The organism is Aeromonas sp. 25-AL00135 (assembly GCF_054052385.1).
In genome coordinates, this window is sequence record NZ_JBSTYQ010000007.1 from 1 (window position 1) to 24,786 (window position 24,786).

A 24,786-nucleotide genomic window follows, 5' to 3' on the forward strand; every position below is an offset into this window, starting at 1 on the left:
AAATGCTCGATGACGGATGGGTATGACTGTTATCAGAATGCGTTGGCGGAGCGGGTGAACGGGATTTTGAAAGGAGAGTTATTGTTGCAAAACCCGCAGGATTTGACGAAAGCGCGGGAGATGGTGCGTGAAGCAGTAGATATTTACAACGAGGAGCGGCCGCATCATGCGTTGAAATACAGAACCCCCGATGTGGTACATCGGGGGTTCTGAGAAGAGAAATGCTAGTTGAAAATGTGTAAACCTATTTCAGGACTAGACATACTGCGTTGAGCAGCAGATTGGCTGAACGCTGGTGATTGCCAATAAAAGAGGGGGAGCCTGATGCTCCCCCTCTTGCTATCTGTGCCGATGCGGGTGTTCAGCCCACTCCACCGGACGAGCGAACTTAGCCCTGAGCCTTGTCGGTCAGCTCTACTTTCTTGACGGTTTCGCCTTCGAACTTGATGACCACGTTTTTCTTGGCGGCGTCGGTATCTTTCAGCAGGGTTGTGGTTGTCTCTGCCAGCAGCGGAGAAGCCTTCTTCAGGGCATCCAGATCATAGGTCCACACTTCCAGACCGGATTCAGTCTTGGTGGTGGCAGGAGCGCCCAGCTTCTCTTTGACTGCCTGCTTGTTGGAGCCGCCTTCCTTGATATCCAGTGCCTTCTTGATGGCTTCGTTGGATGCGCTGTCCATGGCACCGGATACGGCAGTGCTGGCCGCATCCTTGACGCTGCTGGTGACGCTGTCGGTCAGCGAATCCATCAGGCCGGCATTGGCAAACAGGGGCAGGGTGGTGAGGGCAACCAGCAAACTCTTTTTCATTTTCTACAGCTTCCATGGGTTCAATGAGGCGGCTATGAAATCAGCAAAGATATTGGGCGTCAAGTGAGGCATGCAATTAACATTTCTGTTAACTGGATCTCATTTCTCACCAGTTGCAAATAGTTTTGGTATCTCCCGCACCAGCCAGCTTTTGGCCTTGCCCATGGTGTCTCGCCGCCAGGCCAGCACCACCTGCAGCTGATGGCGATATTCGGGGCTGATCACCTTGAGCCGTCCGGCCCGGATGTCCTCCTCAATCCAGCTCTGTGGCATGGTGCCGACGCCGATCCCTGCCAGCAGGGCATCACGTTTCTCCGTCATGGTGCTGACGGTGAGGCGCGGCTGCTTGTCCAGCAGGCGGTAGGTGAGTACCGGTTTGCGTAGGGCTGTGTCGGCCACCGCGATGGCGCGGTAGCGGCGCAGGGTCTCGTCGGCCAAGGGTTCGGGCTCCTGATGCAGCGGATGATCGGGATGGGCGACGTAGAGCATCACCTCCTCTTTCAGCACCTGATGCTTGATGCCGGTCATCATGATGTCCGGGTTGATGGAGGAGATCAGCAGGTCGGCGCGGCCATCTTCCAGACACTCCCAGCTACCCGCCAGCACCTCGGCCCGCAGCCGCAGTCGGGTATTGGTCTGCTCGGCCAGCTTCTCCACCAAGGGGTAGAGGGCCTGCACCGGGACCAGTGCATCGACGGCGACTGTGATGTCGGTCTCCCAGCCACGGGCCAATGCCCGGGTCTCGCCTACCAGATGCTCGGCTGCCTCCAGCAGCACCCGGCCGCGCTCCAGCAGCATGCGCCCCGCCGGGGTGAACTTGGTGCGGTGGCCACTGCGGTCAAACAGCATGGCATCCAGTTCGTCTTCCAGCTTCTGCACCGTGTAGCTCAATGCCGATGGCACCTTGCCCAGCTCGTCGGCCGCCGCCGCAAAGCTGCCGCGGCGGTCGATGGCGTCCAGCACCCGGATTGCCTCCAGGGTCAGCGCCCGTTCCTTGTTCGATTCCTTGGCCATTCCTCACCTTCAATTTTTTTGAATATGTTTGCCAGTTTATCTCGCTAACAAGTTAGGTCATGTCACTTTAATATTCAATCAACGCTTAGGCAGGAACGTCGAGCGGCCAAATATGCGGGTAGTTCCGCACTGTGACACACCAAATCGGTCTGTCTGATGTCGGTGAAAGAACAACACACTATTTGAATAACCTCTTGCATGGATGCATTGATTCTGGCCGAAAAGGCCTTGGCAATGACATATAAAACAAGAGAGTGAATGAACATGAAAAACGTAATCAAGATGCTGGCCGTTGCAGGCCTGATGACCACTGGTTTCGCCCAAGCTTCCGTACCGGCTGACTTCAATGCCATGCCCGGCGTGCTGTTTGTGAACTGGAACGCCACTGCCGCAATGGATGGCAAAGCCAATCCGATGCTGGAAGTGCGTGACGAGTCTGGCGATCTGCTGGCATCAGTCCACGCCAATCTGACAGGCACCCAGCAGGTGCGGATCCCGAGCCGTACCCAGGGCAACCTGACCGTCAGCCTGGCTGACCAGAGCAGCGAATACCGTATTCCGTTCGGCATCGGTGGTGGCAACCCCCGCTAAGTCGAACCCCGGATAGATGAGGAGCAGACCATGATGCAATTGAGAGCCGCAGAAGCGCGGGGCAAGGCCAACTTTGGCTGGCTGGACGCGCGCCACAGTTTCTCCTTCGGTCACTACTATGACCCGGAGTGGATGGGACACTCGGTGCTGCGGGTGATCAATCAGGATCTGGTTGCGCCGGGTGGCGGATTCGCCACCCACCCTCACGCCAATATGGAGATCCTCACTTGCGTGCTGCAAGGCACCATAGAGCACAAGGACAGCCTCGGCCATGCCGAGCAGATCCCGGCAGGGGATTTCCAGCTGATGAGCGCAGGCAGCGGGATCCGCCACAGCGAGTACAACCCCTCGCAGACGGATCCTCTCTCCCTGTTGCAGATCTGGATCGAGCCGAACGAGTTCGGCACGCCACCCGGGTATCAGCAGAAGAAGATCGAGTCTAGACCGGGCATGACGCTGGTGGCGTCACCGGATGGCGAGGATGGATCGCTGCGGATCCGCCAACAGGCCCGCGTATGGCGGCTGGAACTGGCCCCGGGCGAGACGCTCGAATGGGCACTGGCTGGCCGACACGGTTACCTGCAGATGATTTCAGGGGAGTTGACCGCCAACGGTCTGGCTGCCCGACCCGGCGACGGGGTACTCAGTCGTGATGAATACCGGTGGGAGCTGGTTGCGACCAGTGCCAGCCAAGCTCTGTTATTTGACCTACCCTGAAGCAGTCAGCGGTGATGTGACACAAACGAGGAATATGAAATGGACAAGATGAAAGATGTAGCGCTGCTGGCGGGTCGTGTACTGCTGGCGCTGATGTTCGTTATGGCGGGCTGGAGCAAGATCGGCGGGTATGCCGGTACTCAGGGCTATATGGAAGCGATGGGCGTACCGGGTTTTATGTTGCCGCTGGTAATCCTGCTTGAGCTGGGTGGTGGCCTTGCCGTCGTGCTGGGTCTCTTTACCCGCAGCCTCTCCGTGCTGCTGGCCGGTTTCACCCTGATGGCTGCCTTTATTTTCCACTATCAGCCTGCCGAACAGATGCAGATGCTGATGTTTATGAAGAACGTCTCAGTGGCCGGTGGTTTCCTGGCGCTGGCGGCGGCCGGAGCAGGGGCTTTCAGTCTGGATGCCCGTCTCGGCAAAAACTGGTAACAGCCACTCAGTTTGAGTTTTCCAAGCCTTTTGGCCGGTGCAACTGCACCGGCTTTTTTCTGTCTGTGAGATAGTACTGCACAAATCTGCGGCCCCCCTCATGGTTCAGCGGTTTGCCCGTCTGCTGGCCACAAGAGCCTTTTGCATCTTCCCCCTCGATCCCCGACAATTCCCTCTCTTGTGAAGTGACGGAAATGGCTCGCCTTTTCCCTCGCCCTCTCTCATCCACAGGCGGGAATTGCTCATGTTTACCCTCTACCACTCCAATCAGCTGGATCTGCTCAAAGAGCTGCTGGTGAGCCGCATCCGGCAGGCCCCTCTCTCTCACCCCTTCGATCGGGAGCAGATCCTGGTGCAGAGCCCGGGCATGGCCCAGTGGCTCAAGCTGGAGCTGGCCAAGGCCTTCGGCATCGCCGCCAATATCGACTTTCCGCTGCCCGCCAGCTTTATCTGGGAGATGTTCACCCGGGTGCTGGCAGATGTGCCGCGTCAGAGCCCCTACAACAAGGGATCCATGAGCTGGCAGCTGATGACCATTCTGCCTGCCTTGCTGGATCGTCCTGTTTTTACCCCGCTCGCCGCCTATCTGGGCGGGGGAGATGAGGAGGATCCTGCCAGGGATCCCGAGCAGGTGCGGTTGTGGCAGCTCTGCCAGAAGGTGGCGGATCTCTTTGACCAGTATCTGGTCTACCGGCCGGACTGGATCGCCTGTTGGGAAGAGGGGGAAGGATTGAGTCAGGAGCTGGCCGGGGTGAGCGGTCAGGATTGGCAGCCGGAGCTGTGGCGCGAGCTGGTGGCCCGCACGTTGGCGCTCTCTCCGAGCGGTTACCACCGCGCCAACCTCTACGAGGAGTTTATCCACGAGCTGGAGCGTACCGCCGATCTGTCGGGCAAGCTGCCGCAGCGGGTCTTTGTGTTCGGCATCTCGGCGCTGCCGCCGCGCTATGTGGAGGCGCTGTTGGCCCTCGGCAGCCGGCCGGAGGTAGAGGTGCACCTGTTCGTTACCAACCCCTGCCGCTACTACTGGGGGGATCTGCTGGATCGCAAGACGTTGGCGCGCCTCGAAAACAAGCTCAAACCCGGTACCGATATCGAGACGTTGCAGGGCCCCGCCAACCCGCTGCTCGCCTCCATGGGCAAGCTGGGGCGCGACTACCTGCACCAGCTGATGGAGCTGGAGGTGCCGCAAATCGAGGCTTTCGTCGATATCGACGAAGTGGATGGCAAGGGCAATGTCAGCCTGCTGCGCGCCATCCAGAAGGATGTGCTGGAGCTGGCCGAGCGAGGCGCCGGTCAGTTCGATCTCGACAGCAGCCATCACAAGAGCCCCATCGATCCGGCGGATGGATCCTTGCAGATCCACGCCTGCCACGGCCCGATGCGGGAACTTGAAGTGCTGCACGACCGGCTGCTGGCGCTGTTCGAGCAGGACCCGACCCTCACCCCGAAAGATGTGGTGGTGATGATGCCGGATGTGAACAGCTACGGCCCCTATATTCAGGCGGTGTTTGGTGCTCGGGGCCAGATCCCGTTTGCGGTCTCGGATCGGGCGGCGAGTCAGGAGAGCCCGCTGCTGCAAAGCTTCCTCGCCCTGCTCAGGCTGCCCAACGCTCGCTTCGGGGCGGGGGAGCTGCTCGCCATTCTCGAGGTGCCCGCCGTGCTGCGCCGCTTCGAGCTGGATGACGACGAGTTCAACCAGCTGCGGGTCTGGGTGCAGGAGACCGGCATCCGCTGGGGGCTGGATGACGGCTACCCCGTCCGCTTCGATCTGCCGCCCATGTCCGGCAACAGCTGGCTGTTCGGCCTGCGCCGCATGCTGCTCGGTTTTGCCATGGGCGACGGTGAACCGGTGGCGGGCATCCTGCCCTACGCCGATATCGAGGGTCAGCAGGGGCTGGCACTTGGCAAGCTTGCCTGGTTTGTCGACTCGCTGGCCGAGTTTTTGCCCCGCCTGCAACAGGCGCAGCCGCTGGCCGATTGGAACGCCTGCCTGCTGGCGCTGCTGGAGCGCTTCTATCTGGCCGACGAGGATGAAGAGCGTCAGCTCCAGCTCATTCGCAGCCAGCTGGCCGAGTGGCAGACCCGGCTTGGCGAAGCCCGCTTCGAGCAGTCCATCACCGCCGATCTGTTGCAGGATTATCTCGGCAGCGTGCTGGGGGAGTCCCGCTCCAGCCAGCGCTTCCTTGCCGGTCAGGTCAACTTCTGCACCCTGATGCCGATGCGCTCCATCCCCTTCAAGCAGGTCTGCCTGCTCGGCATGAACGACGGCGTCTACCCGCGTACCCTGGCCCCCATGGGGTTCGACTTGATGGCGGTGGCGTCGCGGCGCGGGGATCGCTCCCGTCGTGATGATGACCGCTACCTTTTCCTCGAGGCGCTGCTCAGCGCCCAGCAGGGGCTCTATATCAGTTATCAGGGTTTCAGCGCGCAGGACAACAGCGACAAGGTGCCCTCGGTGCTGCTGGCGGAGCTGCTCGACTATGTGCGGCAGGGCTTTGTGCTGGCGGGGGATGAGGATCTCGATGATGAAACCTCCGGCAAGCGGCTGCTCAACCACCTGATGGTGGCGCACCCGCTCACCCCCTACAGCCGCAACTACTTCTATCCGGAGCCGGGTTCACGCCTCTTTACCTATGCCGCCGACTGGTTGCCCGCCCTCAATCCGGTGCGCGGTGCGGCCAACTTCCAAAGCGGCGAGCTGCCTTTACCTCCCGAATGGGGCAAGGAGCAGGGGCTGGAGCTGGCGGAGCTGCTGCGCTTCTATCGCCAGCCCACCAAATATTTCCTCAACCGCCGCCTCAAGGTGTGGTTTGAGTTGAACGAAGCCAACATCGAGGACAGCGAGCCGTTCGAGCTGGATGGCCTGCAACATTATCAGCTGAAAGATCTGCTGCTCGATGCCCATCTGGCAGAGGGGGATAGCCCAGAGCGGAGCGATAGCGTGAGCATACGGCGAGAGCGGTTGCAGCTCACCGGCCTGCTGCCGCAAGGGTGGTTCGGCAGCCTGCTGCTGGACGATCTGGACGCCGAGATGGGCAAGCTGGCGGATCGGCTGCGGCCATGGGTTGCGGCCAATGAGTCAGAAAAACAGGCGGTGGAGATCGATATTTCCCTGACTCAGGGCCAGCTGCAAGGGTGGATCGACACCCAGAAGGGGCGTTTGCTGGTGGTCAAACCCGGCAGCTTCAACGGCAAGGATCTGCTGCTGGGCTGGATCCAGCACCTCTGCCTCTCATTGAGCGGCGCCCCCGGCGACACCCTGTTGTTCGACGCCAAACAGAGTCTGCGTCTGCCTGCTCTTGCTGCCGACGAGGCGCGCCCCAAGCTGGCGGCGCTGGTGGCGTGCTGGGCGCAGGGGATGAAGCGGCCGCTGCCGTTCTTCCCCAACACCGCCTGGGATTGGCTCAAGGCGATCGAGAAGGATCCGGACAAACCGGAGGCGGCCGACAAGGCGGCTCTCACCCGTTTCAACGGCGGCTGGATGATCAATGGGGAGGGGCAAGACGTTTACGTCGCCCGCTGCTTCCCCGAACTCGATGACGAGGTGCTGGGGCAGTTGCAGGCGCTGGCCCGCGAACACCTGACCCCGCTGCTCAAGACCCTGGAGGAGCTGAAATAATGGCTAACCCGCTCAATACCCTGCGTTTTCCCCTCCATGGTGAACGACTGATCGAAGCCTCTGCCGGTACCGGCAAGACCTATACCATCGCCGGTCTCTACCTGCGCCTGCTGCTGGGCCACGGTCCGCTCATCGAAGAGGGTGCCGATGCCGGTCAGCCGAGCGCCCATGAACGGCCGTTGTCAGTGACCGAAATTCTGGTGGTGACCTTTACCGAAGTGGCCACCGCCGAGCTGCGCGGGCGGATCCGCGGTCGCATCCACGAGGCGCGCCTCGCCTTTATGCGCGGCCAGAGCAGTGACACCCTGCTGGCCCAACTGTTGGCCGAGGTGGTGGATCACGAGTTGGCGGCCCGCCGCCTGCTGGCCGCCGAGCGGCAGATGGACGAGGCGGCGGTCTTTACCATCCACGGCTTCTGCCAGCGGATGCTCAAGCAGAACGCCTTCGAGTCTGGCGCCCTCTTTGAAACCGAATTTCTTACCGACGATAGCCAGCTCAGGCTGCAGGCGGTGAGCGACTACTGGCGCGCCGAGTTCTATCCGGTGGATAAAACCCTCGCCAGCGCGGTGCGCGCGCTCTGGCCGAGCCCCGCCGCCCTGCTGCGGGAGATGGGCAGCTGGCTCGACAACAGCGAGCTGGAGATCCACCCCGCGCTGGGGGACGAGACCCTCGCAGCCCGTCATCAGGCGGCTATGGCCCGCATTGAGGCGGTGAAGCGCGAGTGGCTGGTGCAGACGGACGAGATCCGCCGCCAGACCGACGGGCAAGTAAGCCGCTACACCGGCAAGAACTACGAAGGGTGGCTCGCCAAGATAGCCGACTGGGCGCAGGACGAGAGCAGTGGCTACGCCATTCCCAAGGAGCTGGAGCGCTTCGGCCAGACAGTGCTGGAGGAGAACCTCAAGAAGGGGGGCGCCGTGCCTACCCTGCCGCTGTTCAGCCAGATAGACGAGCTTCTGGCCAGCCGCCCCGGCATCCGGGATCTGATCCTGCAACGGGCAGCCAAAGTAGTGCGCAGCCGGATGCAGGCGAGCAAGCGGCAGGCCCATCAGCTCTCGTTCGATGACCTGCTCAAAGATCTCGACGGGGCGCTCGGCTCCAGCCTTGGCGAGCGGCTCTGCGAGCGCATTCGCGCCACCTACCGGGTGGCGATGATCGACGAATTTCAGGATACCGATCCCCAGCAGTACCGCATCTTCCATCGCCTTTACGGCGGCCACACAGACACGGCGCTGCTGATGATCGGCGACCCCAAGCAGGCCATCTACGGCTTTCGCGGCGCCGACATCTTTACCTACATTCAGGCGCGGCGAAATGTGAGCGCCCACTACACCCTCGGGCGCAACTGGCGCTCCAGCAGTGCGCTGGTGGGGGCGGTCAACGGCCTGTTCGAGCGGGCCAAGGATCCCTTTATCTACGAGGCGGATATCCCCTTCCTGCCGGTGGAGGCGCAGGGCAAGAGCAAGGCGCTGCTGCTCGATGGAGTTACCGCGCCCGTGCTCCACTGCTGGCAGCTGACCGGCCAGCCCACCTTCAATCGGGGGGATTACCAGAGCAAGATGGCCCGCGCCACCGCCGCCGAGATCCACCGCCTGTTGACGCTGGCCCGCGAGGGCAAGGCGCAGATCGGTGACAAGGCGGTGAAGGCCGGGGATATCGCCGTGCTGGTGCGCACCGGCGCCGAGGGCAAGCTGGTACAGCAGGAGCTGGCGCGCCTCGCCATCGCCTCCGTCTATCTGTCGAACCGCGAGAGCGTGCTGGAACAGACGGAGGCGCGGGAGATTTTGCTGATTTTGCACGCCTGCCAGAACCCGAGCGAAGAGCGCAGCCTGCGGGCGGCGCTCGCCACCGGGCTGTTTGATCTGGATGCCAAAGCGCTCGATGGGCTGGCCAGCGACGAGCGGGCGTGGGAGAGCGCGGTGCAGGAGTTTATGGAGTACCGCAAGATCTGGCATCGCCGCGGCGTGCTGGCCATGCTGCGGGCCCTGCTGCACCGGCGCAATCTCGCTTCCTCCCTGCTGGCGAGCCCCTATGGCGAGCGGCGGCTGACCAACTTCCTCCATCTCGGCGAGCTGCTGCAACAGGTGAGCAGCGAGCTGGATGGCGAATATGCCCTGTTGCGCTGGCTGGGGGAGGCGGTGAGCCGCCCCAACGGCCAGGATGCTGAGCAGGTACTGCGCCTCGAATCCGAGCGGAAATTGGTGCAGATCGTCACCATCCACAAATCCAAGGGGCTGGAGTACCCGCTGGTATTCCTGCCCTTTATCTGCAGCCACAGAACCGCCGAGACCCCGCTCTATCACGAGGCGGATGAGGCGGGCAATCGCACCATTCTCGATCTGACCGGCGCCGACTCGTCGCTCGCCGAAGCGGACAGGGAGCGCCTTGCCGAAGATTTGCGGCTGCTCTACGTGGCGCTGACCCGGGGCGTTTACGCCACCTGGCTGGGGTTGGCGCCGGTGCGGGCGGGGGCGGGCAAGTCGGAGAAGACCGACCTGCACCACACCGCCATCGGCTACCTGCTGCAAAAGGGCGAGGAGGGGGATGCGCAGACGCTGGCGACCGCGCTGACCGAGCTGTCACAGGCGCTGCCCGGGGTGGCCGTCGGTGAGCCCTCGCTCACCCGTCCAGCCCCGCTGCCGCCAGAGGAGGAGCTGCTGGGCGAGCCGCAGGTGCGCCACTTTAGCGGTTCCCTTGAGCGGGACTGGTGGATCAGCTCCTACTCCGGGCTGGCGGCGCAGGGTCACGGTCACAGCAAGGGCGTGCTCGCCAACCCCGGCTTCGATGACGAGGTCGTCACCGAGGCGGCTGCGTTGGCGGCTGAGCAACCGGAGGAGGCGCCCCAGCCCTCCATCTTCACCTTCCCGAAAGGGGCGCGCCCCGGCACCTTGCTGCACAGCCTGTTCGAGACCATCGACTTTCAGAGTGCAGCTGGCGACTCGCTGGTAGAGCATATCGCCACCCTGCTGGCGCAGGATGGCTTTGACGAGAGCTGGGCCCCTGTGCTGCAACAGCAGGTCGAAGCTGTGCTGGATACCCCGCTCGATACCGGCTTTGGTGAGCCGGTGCGGCTGCGGGATCTGGCGCCCGAGCGCAAACAGGTGGAGCTGGAGTTCTTCCTGCCCATGGGGCGGGTGACGGCACCAGCGCTGACGGCCCTCTGCCAGCAGCATGACCCGCTGTCGCGGGGCAACAAGCCGCTCAGCTTTGCCACCGTGCAGGGGATGCTCAAGGGCTTTATCGACTTGGTGTTCGAGTGGCAGGGGCGCTGGTATCTGCTCGACTACAAATCGAACCACCTCGGCATGAGCCCCGCCGATTACAGCCGTCCGGCGCTGGAGCGGGCGATGGTCGAGCATCGCTACGACCTGCAATACCAGCTCTACTCGCTGGCGCTGCACCGGCTGCTCACCCTGCGCCTGCCGGGCTACGACTTCGAGCAGCACTTTGGCGGCGTTTTCTATCTGTTCCTGCGCGGCATGCCGCAGGGGGGCATTTTCCATACCCGCCCGAGCCGTGAACTGGTGCTGGGGCTGGATAAGTTGTTTAGCGAAGGCAGTGAGCTGCCAGCTGCGGGATCTCAAGCATTGAACGAGGTAGAAGCATGAGCGGCACCATGATCAGCACCGTGACCAGCGCAATGATGGTTGAACGGCTCAAAACACTGGCGCTGGCTGGCCGCATCCGCCAGCTGGATCTGCAATTTGCCAGGCTGGTAGCCGATCTGGGTGGCAGCCCCGAGCTGGTGCTGGGCGCGGCGCTCACCTGCTTCGAGCTGGGGCGCGGCCATGTCTGCCTGCCCCTTGAGATGCTTATCGCCGGATCCCTGCGTCCGTTCGGGCTGGATCCCCAGCAGAGCCGGGATCTGCTGGGGGAGCTGGCAGATCCTGCCCGCTGGCCCGCCCTGTTTGCAGAGAGTCCCCTGGTTGGCACCGAACAGGATGAGGGCAACGCCCCACGCTGGCCGCTGCGGCTGTGGCACGGGCGGCTCTATCTCACCCGCTACCACGATTTTGAACTGGGGGTGGCCCGCCATCTGCGCGCTTTGAGCGAGCGAGCGCCAGAAGAGGGGCATAAGCGGCCGGAGATTGCCCCGGCCCTGTCGCGGCTGTTTGCCCGCGACTACGGGCTGGTGTTCGGGGCGCTGCTCAAAGCCCGCCTTGTCCCCGACTTCTCGGCCCGCCACTTTATCGAAAAGTATCTCGATCTGGTGTTCCCCAATGAAGTGGATTGGCCCGCCATCGAAGGGCTGCTGGCCAGCGCCCAGGCGGCGAGCGACTTGAGCAAGCTGGATGCGCTGGTGCCCGAGGCGCTCTGCTGCAACGGCCAGAAGCTGGCGGCGGCCACCGCGGCGGCGCGCCCCTTTGCGGTGATCTCCGGCGGCCCCGGCACCGGCAAGACCACCACGGTCGCCAAACTGCTCGCCATTCTGGTGGAGACCGGCCTGCAAGCGGGCAAGGCCCCGGCGATCCGGCTGGTGGCCCCCACCGGCAAGGCGGCGGCGCGCCTGACCGAGAGTATCGGCTCTGCCCTGCAGGCCCTCGATCTGCCCCCCGAGTGGGTCGAAGCCATCCCCACCGAAGCGGGCACCCTGCACCGGCTGCTCGGGGTCATTCCGGGGCGCAGCCAGTTCCGCCACCATGCGGGCAACCCGCTGCACCTCGACTTGCTGGTGGTGGATGAGGCCTCCATGGTTGACCTGCCGATGATGGCGCGCCTGCTCGATGCGTTGCCAAGCCACGCCCGCCTGATCCTGCTCGGCGACAAGGATCAGCTCGCCTCGGTGGAGGCGGGGGCCGTGCTCGGCGATATCTGCAGCTTTATCGAACAGGGCATCAGCCCAGCGCAGGCGGATTGGCTCTCCCGCCAGACTGGCTACCGCCTGCAGGGCGCGCCCGCAGGGGCGCCGGTGCGCGACAGCCTCTGTTTGCTGGCCAAGAGCTGGCGCTTTGATCAGCACTCTGGCATCGGCCAGCTGGCGCGCGCCTGCAACAGCGGCGATGCCACGGCGGTGGAATCGGTCTGGGGTATGGGCTTTAGCGATATCAGCCTGCACCCCTGGGCTGGGGAGGCCTACGACGCCCTGATTGCCCAGGGGGTCGCCGGTTACGGCAGCTATCTGAAGGCGGCCCGCGCGGGGGAAGCGCCCGCCGCCGTGTTCAAGGCATTCAACAGCTTCCAGATCCTCTGCGCCCTGCGCGATGGCCCGTTCGGGGTGCTGGGACTTAACGAGCGGCTCGAACTGGCTCTGTCACGGGCTGGCCTGATCGCCCGCGATGGCGACTGGTATGCCGGCCGCCCGGTGATGGTGGTGCGCAACGACCACGGTGTTGGCCTCTACAACGGTGATATGGGGCTCTGCCTGCCCGATGAAACCGGGCGGCTTAAAGTCTGGTTTGAGCAACCAGATGGCACCCTGCGGGCGCTTTTGCCAAGCCGCTTGCCACCCCACGAGACGGTCTACGCCATGACCATCCACAAATCCCAGGGCTCGGAATTTACCCATACCGTGCTGGTGCTGCCCGACAGCCCCAGCCCGCTGCTGACCCGCGAGCTGGTCTATACCGGCATCACCCGCGCCAAGGCCCGGCTCGATCTCTACGGCGATCGCGCCCTGCTGGCCCAGGCGGTGCGGAAAAAGACCGAGCGTTATTCCGGTCTGGCGGAGAGGTTGGGGGGGGAGATTTATTGGTGATTTTTCTTTGTAGAAATAATCCTGACAAAGTAATAAAATCAAAAAATTAGAAATAAAGAAAAGGATAATGGAGTGAATATGAAGGAATTAGGTTATAAATGTTTGAAAACAGAATTTGGTGAAATACCAGCCTTTACTTTTTCAATGAAGGTAAAGGACTTGATTCCAATGTATTATGTTGCAGTAAGGGGTAAAGACCAAGAAGAAGGTGCAGTGCAGCGCGTTCTTAATAGCCGCAGGATTTCAAGTATTAAAACTTACATTCTCGATGGAAATACATTTTTTAGTTCATTCATATTGAACTGGACTAATCAAGATCATGAGCCAGTAGAGCATAATGGAAAGATAAAGTTACCTGTAATTGCAAACTCAATCCAAGTCATTGATGGTCAGCATCGTCTCGCCGGTTTTGAAGCTGCACTAGAAGAAGATGAAACTGTTGGTGAGCAAGAGATTTTGGTTACTCTGTGCTCTAGATTAACAACAAAGTCCGCAGCTAAAATTTTCTTAAATATAAATACGGAGCAAAAGCCGGTTCCTAAAAGCTTGATGTATGACCTCTTTGGTGAAATAGAAGATGATGATACACATGCAATTAATCGTATCGCTGATATAGCTCGTGATATGAATGATGATCCTAACTCTCCATTCTATAAGCAAATAAAATTTCCTGGTAATCCGAGAGGTGTAGGAAGTATTGAGTTATCAACGTTCATTCAAGCTCTGAAAGAGCATATTAAGCCTAGTGGTACATTCTCAAAGTTTAAAATTAAAACGTACGACAATCAAAAGAACCTCCTTAATAATTACTTTAATAGTATTAAATATTACTATGATGAACAAAACATATGGATCAGCAAAACAAAAAATCCATTTGTAAAAGCTGCTGGATTTGGTGGTGCGATAGACTTTCTAACCGAGCATTTAATTTCCAAGTGCGTTGAAAGAAAATCTTTTACGCCAGATACGATTAAAAATATAATCGCTCTTGAAGAATCCAGTTTAATTACATGGGATGAATTGAAAAACCATGATGGTAAAACCGCTAGGAAAAAAGTGAAAGAACTACTGGAGGAAAACGTCTTATCATCATTGCCATCTCAGGATGAATATGAATTTTGATAAGTATAAGTGCCAAGAGTTTATCGAAAGCTCTATAGAGCATGCAGACCCAGCTGAACTTAAAGCGGCTATTAAGTCATACCAGCTGCCTCAGGCTCATTTAGAAAAACTGAAGGAGCTATCAGTATATGATGCTAGCTCCTTATTCTATAAGGCCTTACTAAGCTTTATGGAGGCAACATATGCTATTTTGAATAATCATTCATCATGGTCAATTGTCAAGTTATACTATTCAGTTTTTTATTCTCTTCGAGCAGTTTTATTTCTTTCTGACCATATATTTTTCAAGGATGGGATGGGCAATATTTATACGTTGGAGCTTAAAGAGGGCTCTATCCCCAAGAAAGTAAATTCTGGAAATGTCCGAGGTGATCATAAGTGTACGATAAAAGCATATAAAACAATCTATCAAGATAAAGATATCTTAAATACAAATAATATAGATGGAAAAAATGTTTTTGAGTGGATAATGGAATATCGAGAGCTCGTTAACTATCGGGTTAGCTCATTTATTGAGCCAGATTATGGATATGATGTCATTCCTCAATTAAAAAAAGATCCTGTTTTTTTTGATGAGCTTATAGATACATATCTGGGAGATGAGTATTTAGCTTTTTGCTTTGATGCAGATAGTTCAATTTATGCAACGCCAATAGTGTTGTTGTCAAAATCAAGGAATTTAATCAGAGACATAGACCAAACACTACAACCATTATCAGATGAAAGAGTAAATGTTATTGATAAGTTAGTGAAAGGTATGGGATTAAGTAACTCTGTAAAACTTACATCTCTTTATAAATAGGTGAAATCAACAATATTACGTATGTTGGGCTTCGCAGGCTCAGCACCAACCTACCGATTGTGTAGGTTGGTGCTGAGCGTAGTGAAGCCCAACGTTTACCGCGAAATCTCTTTTTCCTTCCCCTCATCACCGACCCTTCTCCTCCTTTTCTAATAAACGGGAGAAGGGAGTAATGCCGTTACCGCTGTCCGATTACGCTTCGCTAATCGAACCTGTGTGGCTGGCGATCATATTTCCGGTGCCGCTTTATCCCCTCTCCCTCTGGGAGAGGGTCAGGGTGAGGGGAGCGGGTTGGCACAATATGCTGCACTTGGTCACCCCTCTTGCGCCGCCCGATTATTCCATCCCCCAAATGACTGAATCGTGAGTTAAATCCGGTAAATGGGGCGCGCTTGAGCCACACTTATGGCCACCCTGACTCAGCCTGCGCCGTGAGTGGCCGATAACCGGGGAAACGGTGGTGCGGTAGGGTTCTGGCTGACAGATCTGTTGCAATATGCCAAGGTAGCGCCTCACGACAACAGTGCGATTCCCCGTGGTGGCGCGGGGCGGAAGAACAAGGATAACTGCTATGGTGCAGGACAGTGACACGATCAGGATCTCGGATGTCAGCGAGGCCGTGGTGCATGGCATTCTGGAGGTGACCAGCGATGGCATTTGGGATTGGCATGCCAATACCGGTTTTGTCTATCGCAACCCGGGCTGGTACCGGATGCTGGGTTACGAGCCTCACTCCCTCGGCAATACCGTCTTCACCTGGGAGAACGTGATCCACCCCGACGATCTGGCGGCTGTGATGGCGAAGTTCGATCTCTGTCTGAGCGGCAGTGCCCACGAATATCGCGCCGAGTACCGTTGCCGCTGCCGGGATGGCAGTTACCTCTGGATTGAGGATTGCGGCCGCATCATTGAGCGCAATCCCGATGGGTCTGTGGCGCGGATGATCGGTGCCCATCGCGATATCCACGCCAGCAAGTTGTTGCTGGAACAGCTGGAGCGGCGCAATCACTCGCTGGAGCAGCAGGTTGCCGAGCGCACCGCCGAGCTGGTGCGACTCAACGAGGCGCTGCAACAGAAAGCCGAGGAGAACCGTCTGCTGGCAGAGACCGATGCCCTGACTGGCGCCGCCAGCCGCTATCGGCTGGAGCGGGCGTTGCAGCTGGAGTGCGAGCGGGCGCGCCGCTTCCATCAGCCGTTTACGGTGATCGCCATGGATGTGGACAACTTCAAGCAGATCAACGATAGCTATGGCCACAACGCCGGGGATCAGACCCTGATCAACATAGTGGCGCTGGTACGCCGTCATATCCGCGAGATCGATCTGCTGGCCCGCTGGGGCGGTGACGAGTTTATGGTGCTGCTACCCAACACCGGCCGCGAGGATGCGCTGGTGGTGGCGAGCAAGTTTCAGGCATTGATGGCGAGCGAGCCCATCTGCCCCCATGCGCCCGCTACCATGAGCTTCGGGCTGGCGGAGTATCAGCAGGATGAGCAGAAGGAGAGCCTGATGGTGCGCGCCGATCGGGCGCTCTATCAGGCCAAGCAGCTGGGTAAAGACCAGATCTGCTAACGCGCAAGGTATGGAAAGAGAGCAGTAAAAAGGGCCGCAGGTTTGAAACCTGCGGCCCTTTTGCATTGTTACTGACGCGGCGCGACTTAGAAGTGGTAGCGCAGACCCAGCTTGAAGGTATCCAGAGAGTAGTGCTCTTCACCCAGGCTCAGGGCGTCGAACTGGCGCTCGTAACCGATACCGGCAGATAAGTGGTCGTTGAAGGCGTAGTCCAGACCTACTTCCAGATTGGGGTGTACCTTGCTCTTGGTTGCGCTCTTGCTTCCCTGACCGCTGAAACCGAGGATGGTGGCGTTGCCGACAACTTCCACTTCGGTGCGGGTGTAGGCGATGCCCGGTTTGGCATAGGCGCTGAAGCCCCAGGCCAGCGGCTGGCTCAGCTTGGCGGCCAGGCTGATGCTGCGGGTTTCGATGGTGGTGTCGGCAAAGCCGCTTGCAATCGGGGAGGTCACCCAAATCAGCTGATCCATCTGTTGGGCGTGCAGGCCACCTTCAACCGCCAGCCAGGGTTTGAAGCTGTAACCTACGATCAGGCTGCCGCCGTCGAGCTGGTCGTCGATCACTTTGGCGTCATAGGCGTCTTTGGCAGCACCATCGAGATCCATCTTGGAGGTGGTCAGATCCAGACCTGCATACCAGCCTTCGGCATGGGCGCCGCCATTCATGGCCAGAGCAAGCAGGGAGAAAGCGGCAATTTTATTAAACTTGTTCATGGATAAATAACCTTGTGTTGCGTGAACTGCGTGTGATTTATATTGCTCAATCCATGAAGCTTTTTATATTTCCGTCATTGCTCTGCTTTCACAGAGGGGCCGCAGTATAGTCAGCGCACTTCTGAATAACAAGAGAGTGATTTCCCCATTCTTCTAAATATGACTGGCTGCAAGCAGGGTCATTTTGTTTAATAAATGGTGTTATTAGAGTTTTAGCTTTATTGAGGTTTAAATAATTAACTGGTGAGGCAAATGACAGGCTGCGAGTTCGGTTTTGATTCTATGTGATTGATTGGTATCGGTATTAAATTTTCATTCGAGCGTAGCCGTGATGAGTTGTCTAAAAATTGGCATCTCAGATGTCACTGATTGGCATCAGGTTCTTTTTGATGATTTTTTGACCCCGTCACAAGGTTAAACCGTGAGAAAAAAATCTATCTTTTTGCCTGTTTTTTGCTCTTTTTGAGGTTTGGGATTGTTCCCATCGCGACTTTTGGTGGTCTTTTGAGGCTGCTTTTGCGTGGGCTATGTTGCCCATCAGATACGCGAATGGGCGTTTGTGGGTGGCTTTTCATTTCTCCCGGCAGCACTCGTTGGGGTGGGCATGAGGTGTGATAAGCAGATATGGGGTGTGCGGTCTGATTAATTTTGTTTGCTTATATATACAAGCCATTTAAAAGATAGGTTTTTGGCGTTTTAAATAACTTGATTATATTCGCTCCTATATTTTACGAAGCTTTCCAAGCAGGCCATTTAAATATATTGAATGGCAATGAGACGGTATTGGTGGCCGTTTAGGATACCTTGCCAGAACGGTCGTGGTGACTGGCGCATCAGTGGGCGGCGGGTGGCCGGTGACACTTCCCCTTACCGGGGCCCTTGACCTGACTTGCGAATTCAGGGAAAAGAAAAGGGCGGTGCTATCAGCGCCGCCCAATGCCAGGAAAGAGAAAAAACCTTACGGTTTAAAAGATAAAAATTTGGAAGCAAACAATCGATTTCTCAACCAGGAAGGGTCTTGAATTCGATACGTTTCGATTATGCGCGATGTTCTATGCAGCACTAGCAAAATGTTTGCGGGTTGAAAGATATGCACTGTCTGGTGTCAGATTTTGCGACCTCATCGTTCAACTGGTCTGTCCTGATGGGTGTTGTAGGCGATTTTTTCTCTAGGCTGTTTTTTCGGTGTCAATATCTGAGCCTTGAAGGTAAAAACAGGTCAGAAGCTGACTCGGCATAACCATGCAATGAAAGTGCGATAACAAGGAAGAGTGGCATGACCTACAGCCAGACCCTGGCCAACAATATTCTCGACACCCTGAAGAAGACCCTGACCGACAAGGGGATCCGCTATCAGACCCTGGCAGAAGCCATGGGTGTCTCCATCGCGACCGTGAAACGGATGATGAACAAGCCCTCGCTGCCGTTTGATACTCTGCTGGAGATCTGCCATCTGGTGGGTCTCTCGTTCGAGGAGTTGCTGGATCGCACTCAGGACGCCCAGAGCCGCCGCGCCGTCTTTACCCAGGAGCAGGACGAGGCGTTTCACAATGAGCCGGGGCTCTACGCTTTTCTCGCCAATATCTTCTGGCGCGACAAGACGTTGATCGATCTCAAGCGGGAGTACGGCCTGACCGATGCCTCCTGCTACCTCTATCTGCGCAAGCTGGAGAAGCTCGGCATCCTGCAGCTTGGCATCGACAACAGCTACCACTTCCTCATCAGCGAGCGGATCAGCTTCGAGCAGCACAGCCGCTTCGCCCGCCAGCAAGCGCGCCAAGCGATGTCGATGCTGGGGGAGTATCTGGTGGAGAACATGCACAAGTCGAACAACTATATGGCGCTCTGCCAGCTGCACCTCAACGAAGGGGAGGCGATGGCGCTGATCGACCGGATGAAGGAGTATTGGCATCAGGAGATCAAGCTCAACCGCCCCGCCATCGGCCAGCAGGAGCACGCCAAGACCTACACCATGTCGCTGCAACTGGCCGACTGCGGCTACCAGAGCTTCGACGACATGATCCCCAATATCGACAACTGATCCCGGCGGATCCTGCGGGATCCGCTCTGTTGGCTGGAGTCTAATCTGCGACCCGGGTTTGTTGCAGCTTGCCTGCGATCGGCTGCAATGCTCGCGTATCCAAACAAATACGGATCGCATCCGGCCGCCAGTGTTCGATATCACAATCCACCAGACCGCCTCGCTCGTCGTAGTTGACCCGCACCAGCCGTAGCACCGCGCTCCCCTCTGCCAGATTGAGGGCGCGGGCGATGGCGCCGCGCGCCGCCGAGGGGGTGATCTCGAGACTCGCGCCCCCCTGGCCTATGCCATAGCGCTGCTGATAGAGCTCGGTGAGGGAGCTGGCCAGCGGTGCGCTGGCGATATCGGGAAAGCGACTCGCCAGCAGATGGTGGCTGACGTGGAGCACGGGGCGGCCATCGATCAGCCGCTGGCGGCGGATCTCATAAAGTGGAGTAAAGGGTTCCAGCCCCATCCAGCGGCACAGCTCACTGCTGGCTAGCTCGCTGCCGTGGGCCAGCACCCGGGTTTCGGCGGTGCGCTGCTGCTCGCCGATCCACTGGTGAAAGTGGGTGTGGATGGCGGGATCGTAGGTGAGGCGGGGTGGCGCCACGAACCAGCCGCGCCGCTCGGCCCGGTAGATAAGGCCGTCTGCTTCGAGGTTGGAGAGCGCCTCCTTGATGGTGATGCGGGTGGTGGCGAAACGTTCGCTCAGGGCCCGTTCGGCGGGTAGCTGCTGCCCGGCCCCCAATTGGCCGCTGCCGATATAGCGGCGCAGGGTCTGGCAAATCTGTTCGCACTTGGAGGAGAAGCGGCCATCGGCCATGCTCTGTTCGTTTACTCTCTGCTCGCTCAATCTCGGCTCGGTCACACTCTTGTCCCTGTTGCTTATTCAGAAGGCGGGTGGCTGGCCAATCCCTTACTGGAATAGTCCAGCCTCACTCGGGTTCAGAGTTGTAACCGCTGTGGATGACAGCGCCATGACAGGGTGATTGTCATCAAACTGCCATTAAAGCGCCCCGCCACCGTCACAATTCCCCTCTAGCATCCCTCTCGAACCTTAACTGACCTAGTCCAGAGGGATGGGATGATGAAAAGCGTGATCGCAAGTGCACTGGCCATGGTGGCCATCAGCCAACCGCTGTTTGCCACAAATAGCTATGCAGCCGAAAATATCGCGGATCTCGAAAAGGCCGCCCGTGGCGAAGGCCAGCTCCACAGCATCGGTATGCCCGACAGCTGGGCCAACTGGAAGGATACCTGGCAGCAGCTGGGCAGCATCTACGGCATCAAGCATCAGGATACCGACATGAGCTCGGCGCAGGAGATCGCCAAGTTCGCCGCCGAGAAGGCCAATGCCACTGCCGATATCGGTGACGTGGGCGGCGCCTTCGGTCCGGTTGCGGTCAAGCAGGGTGTTACCCAGCCCTACAAGCCCTCCACCTGGGCCGATATTCCCAACTGGGCCAAGGACGCCGACGGTCACTGGATGCTGGCCTATACCGGCACCATCGCCTTCCTGATCAACAAGGATCTGGTCAAGGCAGCCCCCACCAGCTGGCAATCCCTGCTGGGTGGCGACTACAAGGTGACCTTGGGTGACGTGGGCGTTGCCTCTCAGGCCAACAACGGCGTGCTGGCGGCGGCCTATGCCACCGGTGGCAGCGAGAAGAATCTCAAGCCCGCGCTGGAGCTGTTCGGCAAGCTGGCCAAGCAGGGTCGTCTCTCCCTGAACGATCCCACCATCGCCAACATCGAGAAGGGTGAGGTGGAAGTGGGTGTGCTGTGGGATTTCAACGCCCTCAACTACCGCGACCAGATCGACCCCAAGAAGTTTGATGTGGTGATCCCGAGCGACGGCTCCGTCATCGCCGGTTACACCACCATCATCAACAAGTGGGCCAAGAACCCCAACGCCGCCAAACTGGCCCGTGAATACATCCTCTCCGATGCCGGTCAAATCAACCTGGCCCGCGGCTATGCCCGCCCGATCCGCAGCAACGTGACTCTGCCGGATGACGTGAAGGCCAAGCTGCTGCCGGCCGAGCAGTACGCCAATGCCAAGCCGGTGCAGGATCACGCCGCCTGGGAGCAGAGCTCCAAAGCCCTGCCGCGCCAGTGGCAAGAAACCGTCATGATCAACATGCAGTAAGGGAATCCAGTGCAACACAAGGTGATAGTGGTACTTGTGGATGGTCTGGCAGCCGAGGTAGCCCACTCCATGGGCTACCTCGGTGGCATGGTGGAGGCGGGGCGGGGCCTGCATACGACCCTGAATGCTGCTCTGCCGTCTCTCTCCCGGCCTCTCTACGAGTGCATCCTGACCGGTGTGCCGCCGGTGGTGAGCGGCATCACCCACAACGGGGTGAGTCGTCTCAGTCTGCATGACTCCATCTTCCATCTGGCCCGCGCTGCGGGTAAACGCACCGCAGCGGCGGCCTACCATTGGGTGAGCGAACTCTACAACAGCAGCCCCTGGCTGGCGGCCCGCGATCGCTTTACTCACGACGAGCAGTTGCCCATTCAGCACGGCAGCTTCTACTGGGATGACAACTATCCTGACAGCCATCTGCTGATGGATGGGGAATGGCTGCGCAGCCAGTACGATCCCGATTTTCTGCTGATCCACCCGATGGGGGTGGACGATGCAGGCCACAAGTTTGGCCTCGACTCCCGCCAGTACCGCAATCAGGCGCGCCGGATGGACAGCCTGCTGGCCGACCTGCTGCCCCAGTGGCTGGCGGAGGGGTATCAGGTGGTGATCACCTCGGATCACGGCATGAACAACGATCTGAGCCACGGCGGCACCCTGCCCGAAGAGCGCACCGTGCCGCTCTGGCTGTTTGGCGATGCCTTTATCGAACGCTGGCCGGATGGGGTAGTGATCGCCCAGACCCAGCTCTGCGCCCTGATGGCCGATCTGTTGGGCATTCCCCACGACAAGCCGGCAGCGCCACCGCTGCTCAAGGCCGCCTTTATGCGCGAGGTGCACTGATGATGCCTGCCACCACCGAGATCCTCGCGGATCAACCCGTGGCCACCAAGCACAAGGTGCGCCGCCACTGGCTGCCTGCACTGGTATTGCTGCCCTTTATCCTCTTGATGATCCTGTTCCAGCTCGCCCCCATGGTGTGGGTGCTGGTGGGCAGCTTTCAGACCCCGGATGGCTGGGGCCTCGACTACTACCGGGAGATTTTGAGCTCCCCCTTCTACCTGCAATCGTTCGGCAACTCATTGCGCATCGCCGGTATCGCCAGTCTGGCGGGGCTTGCCATCGGCACCCTCGGGGCTGCGGCGCTGCGCCACAGCGGCGAGCGGGTCAAGCGGGTGCTGCTGGCCTTTGTCACCATGACCGGCAACTTCAGCGGTGTGCCGCTGGCATTCGCCTTCATCATCATTCTCGGCATCAACGGTGCAGTGACCCTGCTGCTGAAATCCTGGGGATTGATCGACGGCTTCAACCTCTACTCGGGGTCGGGCCTTATTCTCATCTACACCTACTTCCAGATCCCGCTCGCCCTGCTGTTGCTCTACCCGGCCTTCGATGCACTGCAGGATGAGTGGCCGCAAGCGGCCGCGCTGCTGGGGGCGAGCAAGGGGCAGTATGTGTGGCACGTGGCACTACCGGTGCTGACGCCTGCGCTGCTCGGCACCCTGATCATCCTGTTTGCCAACGCGGTGGGGGCCTATGCCTCTGCCTACGCCCTCACCACCGGCAACTTCAATCTGGTGACCATCCGGGTGGCCAGTCTGGTCTCCGGCGACATCTTCCTCGAGCCCAATATGGCGGCGGCGCTGGCGGTGATCCTGATGGTGCTGCTGGGAGTGGTGACGGCCGCCAACCAGTGGCTGCTGAAAAAGAGCTATGTGAACAAGGGGCAATCCCATGCATGATTTGACGCCGCGCTGGCCAAAGTGGGTGCTGGGTGGACTGGTCGCCACCCTGCTGCTGCCGCTGTTGGCCACGTTTCTCTACTCCATCTCCACCCGCTGGGGGGCGACCCTGCTGCCGGATGGCTTCACCCTCGACTGGTATCTCAAGCTGTGGGGCGATCCGCGCTTTCTGGCGGCGTTTGGACGCAGTCTGCTGGTCTGCTTCGCCACTCTGCTGCTGGGGACGCTGGTGCTGGTGCCGACCGTGCTGGTGGTGGCCTACTACTTCCCAAAGTTGGATCCCTGGATGAACCTGTTGATCCTGCTCCCCTTCGCGGTGCCACCTGTGGTCTCCTCAGTCGGGCTGCTGCAGATCTACGCCGACGGCCCGCTGCCAATTATTGGCACGCCGTGGATCCTGATCGGCACCTGGTTCACCGTGGTGCTCCCCTTTATGTACCGGGCGCTGGCCAACAGCCTGCAAGGGGTACCGCTCAGGGATTTGATGGATGCCGCCCACCTGCTGGGGGCAAGTAGTCGGCGCGCCTTCCTGCTGGTGGTGATCCCCTGCCTGCGCAAGGGATTGCTGGCGGCGCTGTTTCTCTCTCTATCTTTCCTGCTCGGCGAGTTCGTGTTTGCCAACATGCTGGTGGGCACCCGTTACGAGACCCTGCAGGTCTACCTCTACAACATGCGCGCCACTTCTGGCCACTTCACCAGTGCGCTGGTGATGAGCTACTTCCTGCTGACCCTGCTGCTCACCTGGGCGGCCAACAGATTTCATCGGTGATCCAAGATGTTTCATTTAGAAGTGAATCAACTGCACAAATCCTACGGCGATACGCCGGTGTTCGAGGGGATCGAATTCGGCATTCGCAAGGGGGAGCTGGTTACCCTGCTCGGCCCCTCCGGCTGCGGCAAATCGACCCTGCTACGGGCGCTGGCCGGGCTCACCCCGGTGGATGGCGGTCAGGTGCGGGTGGCCGGTGAGGAGATCACCTGGCAGGAGCCCCAGAAGCGCGGCATCGGCATGGTGTTCCAGAGCTATGCGCTCTTCCCCAACATGACGGTGTGGGACAACGTTGCCTTCGGCCTCAAAATGAAACCCCAGCCGGGGCGGGATCTCGCCGCCAGCGTGCAGGAGGCGCTTGAGCTGGTGGAGCTGATCGGTTTCGAGCGCCGCTATCCGGCCGAGCTCTCCGGCGGTCAGCGCCAGCGGGTGGCGCTGGCCCGGGCGTTGGTGGTGCAGCCGCGGATCCTGCTGCTGGACGAGCCGCTCTCGGCGCTGGATGCCCGCATCCGCCGCAGCCTGCGCCAGCAGATCCGCGAGATCCAGCAGCGCCTTGAGCTCACCACCATCTTCGTGACCCACGATCAGGAGGAGGCGCTCACCATGTCGGATCGGATCTTCCTGATGAACAAGGGATCCATCGTCCAGAGCGGCACGCCGGAGGAGATCTATACCCGTCCCGCCAGCGAGTTTGTGGCGGGCTTTATCGGCAACTACAACCTGCTTGGTGCAGAGCAGGGCAAGTCGCTGTTCGGTCCCCGTTTTCAGGGGAAGCTGGCGCTGCGGCCGGAGTCCATTACCCTGCTGCCCGCCGGGGTGACCAGCTGCGAACCCAGCCTGCCCGGCATCATTCGTCAGCAACAGCTGCTTGGCAACGTGATCCGTTATCAGGTGGAGTGCGAGGCAGGGCTGTTGACGGTGGACTGCCTCAACCGCTCGGCTGGCGATCTGCTGGCCACCGGCAGTGCCGTGACCCTGGCGGTGGCCCGGGATCAACTCTGTGAGGTAGCATGACGCCTC

General features: G+C 59.2%; 20 protein-coding genes. 16 read left to right on the plus strand and 4 right to left on the minus strand.

Features of this window, described 5'->3' with window-relative positions; genetic code table 11:
- Positions 1–213: integrase core domain-containing protein (locus ACW5XC_RS07810; RefSeq protein ID WP_456516096.1), on the plus strand; the 213-nt coding region annotated here is incomplete at its 5' end.
- A gap of 175 nt (positions 214–388) precedes the next feature.
- Here ACW5XC_RS07810 and ACW5XC_RS07815 read toward each other — a convergent pair.
- Both ACW5XC_RS07815 and ACW5XC_RS07820 read right to left on the minus strand, forming a co-directional pair.
- Positions 389–808: a hypothetical protein gene (locus tag ACW5XC_RS07815; protein ID WP_019446736.1), complete on the minus strand. Its 420-nt coding sequence runs from the start codon at positions 806–808 to the stop codon at positions 389–391.
- A gap of 99 nt (positions 809–907) precedes the next feature.
- A complete protein-coding gene (locus ACW5XC_RS07820; protein WP_042053411.1) occupies positions 908–1,822 on the minus strand; it encodes a LysR family transcriptional regulator in 915 nt (304 codons plus the stop codon).
- A 258-nt stretch (positions 1,823–2,080) separates the two neighbouring features.
- Between ACW5XC_RS07820 and ACW5XC_RS07825 the strand changes: the two genes are divergently transcribed.
- The 9 genes from ACW5XC_RS07825 (at position 2,081) to ACW5XC_RS07865 (ending at position 16,370) form a co-directional block, all read left to right on the plus strand.
- The gene (locus tag ACW5XC_RS07825) at positions 2,081–2,413 is read left to right on the plus strand and encodes a hypothetical protein (RefSeq protein ID WP_042053412.1); all 333 of its coding nucleotides are present in this window, start codon (positions 2,081–2,083) and stop codon (positions 2,411–2,413) included.
- A 30-nt stretch (positions 2,414–2,443) separates the two neighbouring features.
- Positions 2,444–3,130, plus strand: coding sequence for a pirin family protein (locus ACW5XC_RS07830; protein ID WP_005355292.1), 687 nt, complete (start codon positions 2,444–2,446; stop codon positions 3,128–3,130).
- 39 nt (positions 3,131–3,169) lie between these two features.
- Complete coding sequence (locus tag ACW5XC_RS07835) at positions 3,170–3,562, plus strand: DoxX family protein (protein WP_005342720.1); 393 nt, start codon at positions 3,170–3,172, stop codon at positions 3,560–3,562.
- A 244-nt stretch (positions 3,563–3,806) separates the two neighbouring features.
- Positions 3,807–7,181, plus strand: coding sequence for an exodeoxyribonuclease V subunit gamma (gene recC / locus ACW5XC_RS07840; RefSeq protein ID WP_042053413.1), 3,375 nt, complete (start codon positions 3,807–3,809; stop codon positions 7,179–7,181).
- Positions 7,181–10,789 carry an exodeoxyribonuclease V subunit beta gene (gene recB, locus ACW5XC_RS07845; RefSeq protein ID WP_042053414.1) on the plus strand — a complete coding sequence of 1,203 codons (3,609 nt, stop codon included), beginning with the start codon at positions 7,181–7,183 and terminating at the stop codon, positions 10,787–10,789. Before recC ends, recB begins: the two co-directional genes overlap by 1 nt.
- Entirely contained in the window at positions 10,786–12,876 is a 2,091-nt protein-coding gene (recD, locus tag ACW5XC_RS07850) for an exodeoxyribonuclease V subunit alpha (RefSeq protein ID WP_042053416.1), read from the plus strand. Before recB ends, recD begins: the two co-directional genes overlap by 4 nt.
- A gap of 78 nt (positions 12,877–12,954) precedes the next feature.
- Complete coding sequence (locus ACW5XC_RS07855) at positions 12,955–13,998, plus strand: DGQHR domain-containing protein (protein WP_042053419.1); 1,044 nt, start codon at positions 12,955–12,957, stop codon at positions 13,996–13,998.
- Entirely contained in the window at positions 13,988–14,800 is an 813-nt protein-coding gene (locus ACW5XC_RS07860; RefSeq protein WP_042053422.1) for a hypothetical protein, read from the plus strand. The genes ACW5XC_RS07855 and ACW5XC_RS07860 overlap by 11 nt, the downstream gene beginning before the upstream one ends.
- A gap of 571 nt (positions 14,801–15,371) precedes the next feature.
- Positions 15,372–16,370, plus strand: a complete 999-nt coding sequence (locus ACW5XC_RS07865; RefSeq protein WP_042053424.1) for a sensor domain-containing diguanylate cyclase — start codon at positions 15,372–15,374, stop codon at positions 16,368–16,370.
- An 86-nt stretch (positions 16,371–16,456) separates the two neighbouring features.
- Here the strand turns inward: ACW5XC_RS07865 and ACW5XC_RS07870 are convergent, their stop codons facing one another.
- Positions 16,457–17,083 (minus strand): porin family protein, encoded by a 627-nt coding sequence (locus ACW5XC_RS07870; protein WP_042053425.1) that lies wholly within the window; start codon positions 17,081–17,083, stop codon positions 16,457–16,459.
- 1,276 nt (positions 17,084–18,359) lie between these two features.
- Here ACW5XC_RS07870 and ACW5XC_RS07875 point away from each other — a divergent pair.
- Complete coding sequence (locus ACW5XC_RS07875) at positions 18,360–19,124, plus strand: helix-turn-helix domain-containing protein (RefSeq protein WP_042053427.1); 765 nt, start codon at positions 18,360–18,362, stop codon at positions 19,122–19,124.
- 40 nt (positions 19,125–19,164) lie between these two features.
- On the opposite strand, the gene ACW5XC_RS07880 is transcribed toward ACW5XC_RS07875, so the two are convergent.
- Positions 19,165–19,929: a UTRA domain-containing protein gene (locus ACW5XC_RS07880; RefSeq protein WP_042053428.1), complete on the minus strand. Its 765-nt coding sequence runs from the start codon at positions 19,927–19,929 to the stop codon at positions 19,165–19,167.
- 264 nt (positions 19,930–20,193) lie between these two features.
- Here ACW5XC_RS07880 and ACW5XC_RS07885 point away from each other — a divergent pair, with 264 nt between their 5' ends.
- From ACW5XC_RS07885 to ACW5XC_RS07905, 5 genes are read left to right on the plus strand one after another with little or no spacing between them, the layout of a single operon-like run.
- The gene (locus ACW5XC_RS07885) at positions 20,194–21,255 is read left to right on the plus strand and encodes an ABC transporter substrate-binding protein (RefSeq protein WP_042053429.1); all 1,062 of its coding nucleotides are present in this window, start codon (positions 20,194–20,196) and stop codon (positions 21,253–21,255) included.
- 9 nt (positions 21,256–21,264) lie between these two features.
- Entirely contained in the window at positions 21,265–22,098 is an 834-nt protein-coding gene (locus tag ACW5XC_RS07890; RefSeq protein ID WP_042053431.1) for an alkaline phosphatase family protein, read from the plus strand.
- Complete coding sequence (locus ACW5XC_RS07895; protein WP_042053432.1) at positions 22,098–22,997, plus strand: ABC transporter permease; 900 nt, start codon at positions 22,098–22,100, stop codon at positions 22,995–22,997. The genes ACW5XC_RS07890 and ACW5XC_RS07895 overlap by 1 nt, the downstream gene beginning before the upstream one ends.
- Positions 22,990–23,766, plus strand: a complete 777-nt coding sequence (locus tag ACW5XC_RS07900) for an ABC transporter permease (RefSeq protein WP_042053433.1) — start codon at positions 22,990–22,992, stop codon at positions 23,764–23,766. Before ACW5XC_RS07895 ends, ACW5XC_RS07900 begins: the two co-directional genes overlap by 8 nt.
- Positions 23,767–23,772: 6 nt before the next feature.
- Positions 23,773–24,780 (plus strand): ABC transporter ATP-binding protein, encoded by a 1,008-nt coding sequence (locus ACW5XC_RS07905; RefSeq protein WP_042053434.1) that lies wholly within the window; start codon positions 23,773–23,775, stop codon positions 24,778–24,780.
- Positions 24,781–24,786: the final 6 nt, after the last annotated feature.

Excerpts from the sequence above, each read along its gene's own strand:
- ACW5XC_RS07820 (WP_042053411.1), bottom strand. The coding sequence starts at position 1,822 with ATGGCCAAGGAATCGAACAAGGAACGGGCGCTGACCCTGGAGGCAATC.
- ACW5XC_RS07880 (WP_042053428.1), bottom strand. The coding sequence starts at position 19,929 with ATGGCCGATGGCCGCTTCTCCTCCAAGTGCGAACAGATTTGCCAGACC.
- ACW5XC_RS07870 (WP_042053425.1), bottom strand. The coding sequence starts at position 17,083 with ATGAACAAGTTTAATAAAATTGCCGCTTTCTCCCTGCTTGCTCTGGCC.
- recC (WP_042053413.1), top strand. The coding sequence starts at position 3,807 with ATGTTTACCCTCTACCACTCCAATCAGCTGGATCTGCTCAAAGAGCTG.
- ACW5XC_RS07885 (WP_042053429.1), top strand. The coding sequence starts at position 20,194 with ATGAAAAGCGTGATCGCAAGTGCACTGGCCATGGTGGCCATCAGCCAA.
- recB (WP_042053414.1), top strand. The coding sequence starts at position 7,181 with ATGGCTAACCCGCTCAATACCCTGCGTTTTCCCCTCCATGGTGAACGA.
- ACW5XC_RS07835 (WP_005342720.1), top strand. The coding sequence starts at position 3,170 with ATGGACAAGATGAAAGATGTAGCGCTGCTGGCGGGTCGTGTACTGCTG.
- ACW5XC_RS07865 (WP_042053424.1), top strand. The coding sequence starts at position 15,372 with ATGGTGCAGGACAGTGACACGATCAGGATCTCGGATGTCAGCGAGGCC.
- ACW5XC_RS07900 (WP_042053433.1), top strand. The coding sequence starts at position 22,990 with ATGCATGATTTGACGCCGCGCTGGCCAAAGTGGGTGCTGGGTGGACTG.
- ACW5XC_RS07905 (WP_042053434.1), top strand. The coding sequence starts at position 23,773 with ATGTTTCATTTAGAAGTGAATCAACTGCACAAATCCTACGGCGATACG.
- ACW5XC_RS07860 (WP_042053422.1), top strand. The coding sequence starts at position 13,988 with ATGAATTTTGATAAGTATAAGTGCCAAGAGTTTATCGAAAGCTCTATA.
- ACW5XC_RS07825 (WP_042053412.1), top strand. The coding sequence starts at position 2,081 with ATGAACATGAAAAACGTAATCAAGATGCTGGCCGTTGCAGGCCTGATG.
- ACW5XC_RS07830 (WP_005355292.1), top strand. The coding sequence starts at position 2,444 with ATGATGCAATTGAGAGCCGCAGAAGCGCGGGGCAAGGCCAACTTTGGC.
- ACW5XC_RS07875 (WP_042053427.1), top strand. The coding sequence starts at position 18,360 with ATGACCTACAGCCAGACCCTGGCCAACAATATTCTCGACACCCTGAAG.
- ACW5XC_RS07895 (WP_042053432.1), top strand. The coding sequence starts at position 22,098 with ATGATGCCTGCCACCACCGAGATCCTCGCGGATCAACCCGTGGCCACC.
- ACW5XC_RS07855 (WP_042053419.1), top strand. The coding sequence starts at position 12,955 with ATGAAGGAATTAGGTTATAAATGTTTGAAAACAGAATTTGGTGAAATA.
- ACW5XC_RS07815 (WP_019446736.1), bottom strand. The coding sequence starts at position 808 with ATGAAAAAGAGTTTGCTGGTTGCCCTCACCACCCTGCCCCTGTTTGCC.
- recD (WP_042053416.1), top strand. The coding sequence starts at position 10,786 with ATGAGCGGCACCATGATCAGCACCGTGACCAGCGCAATGATGGTTGAA.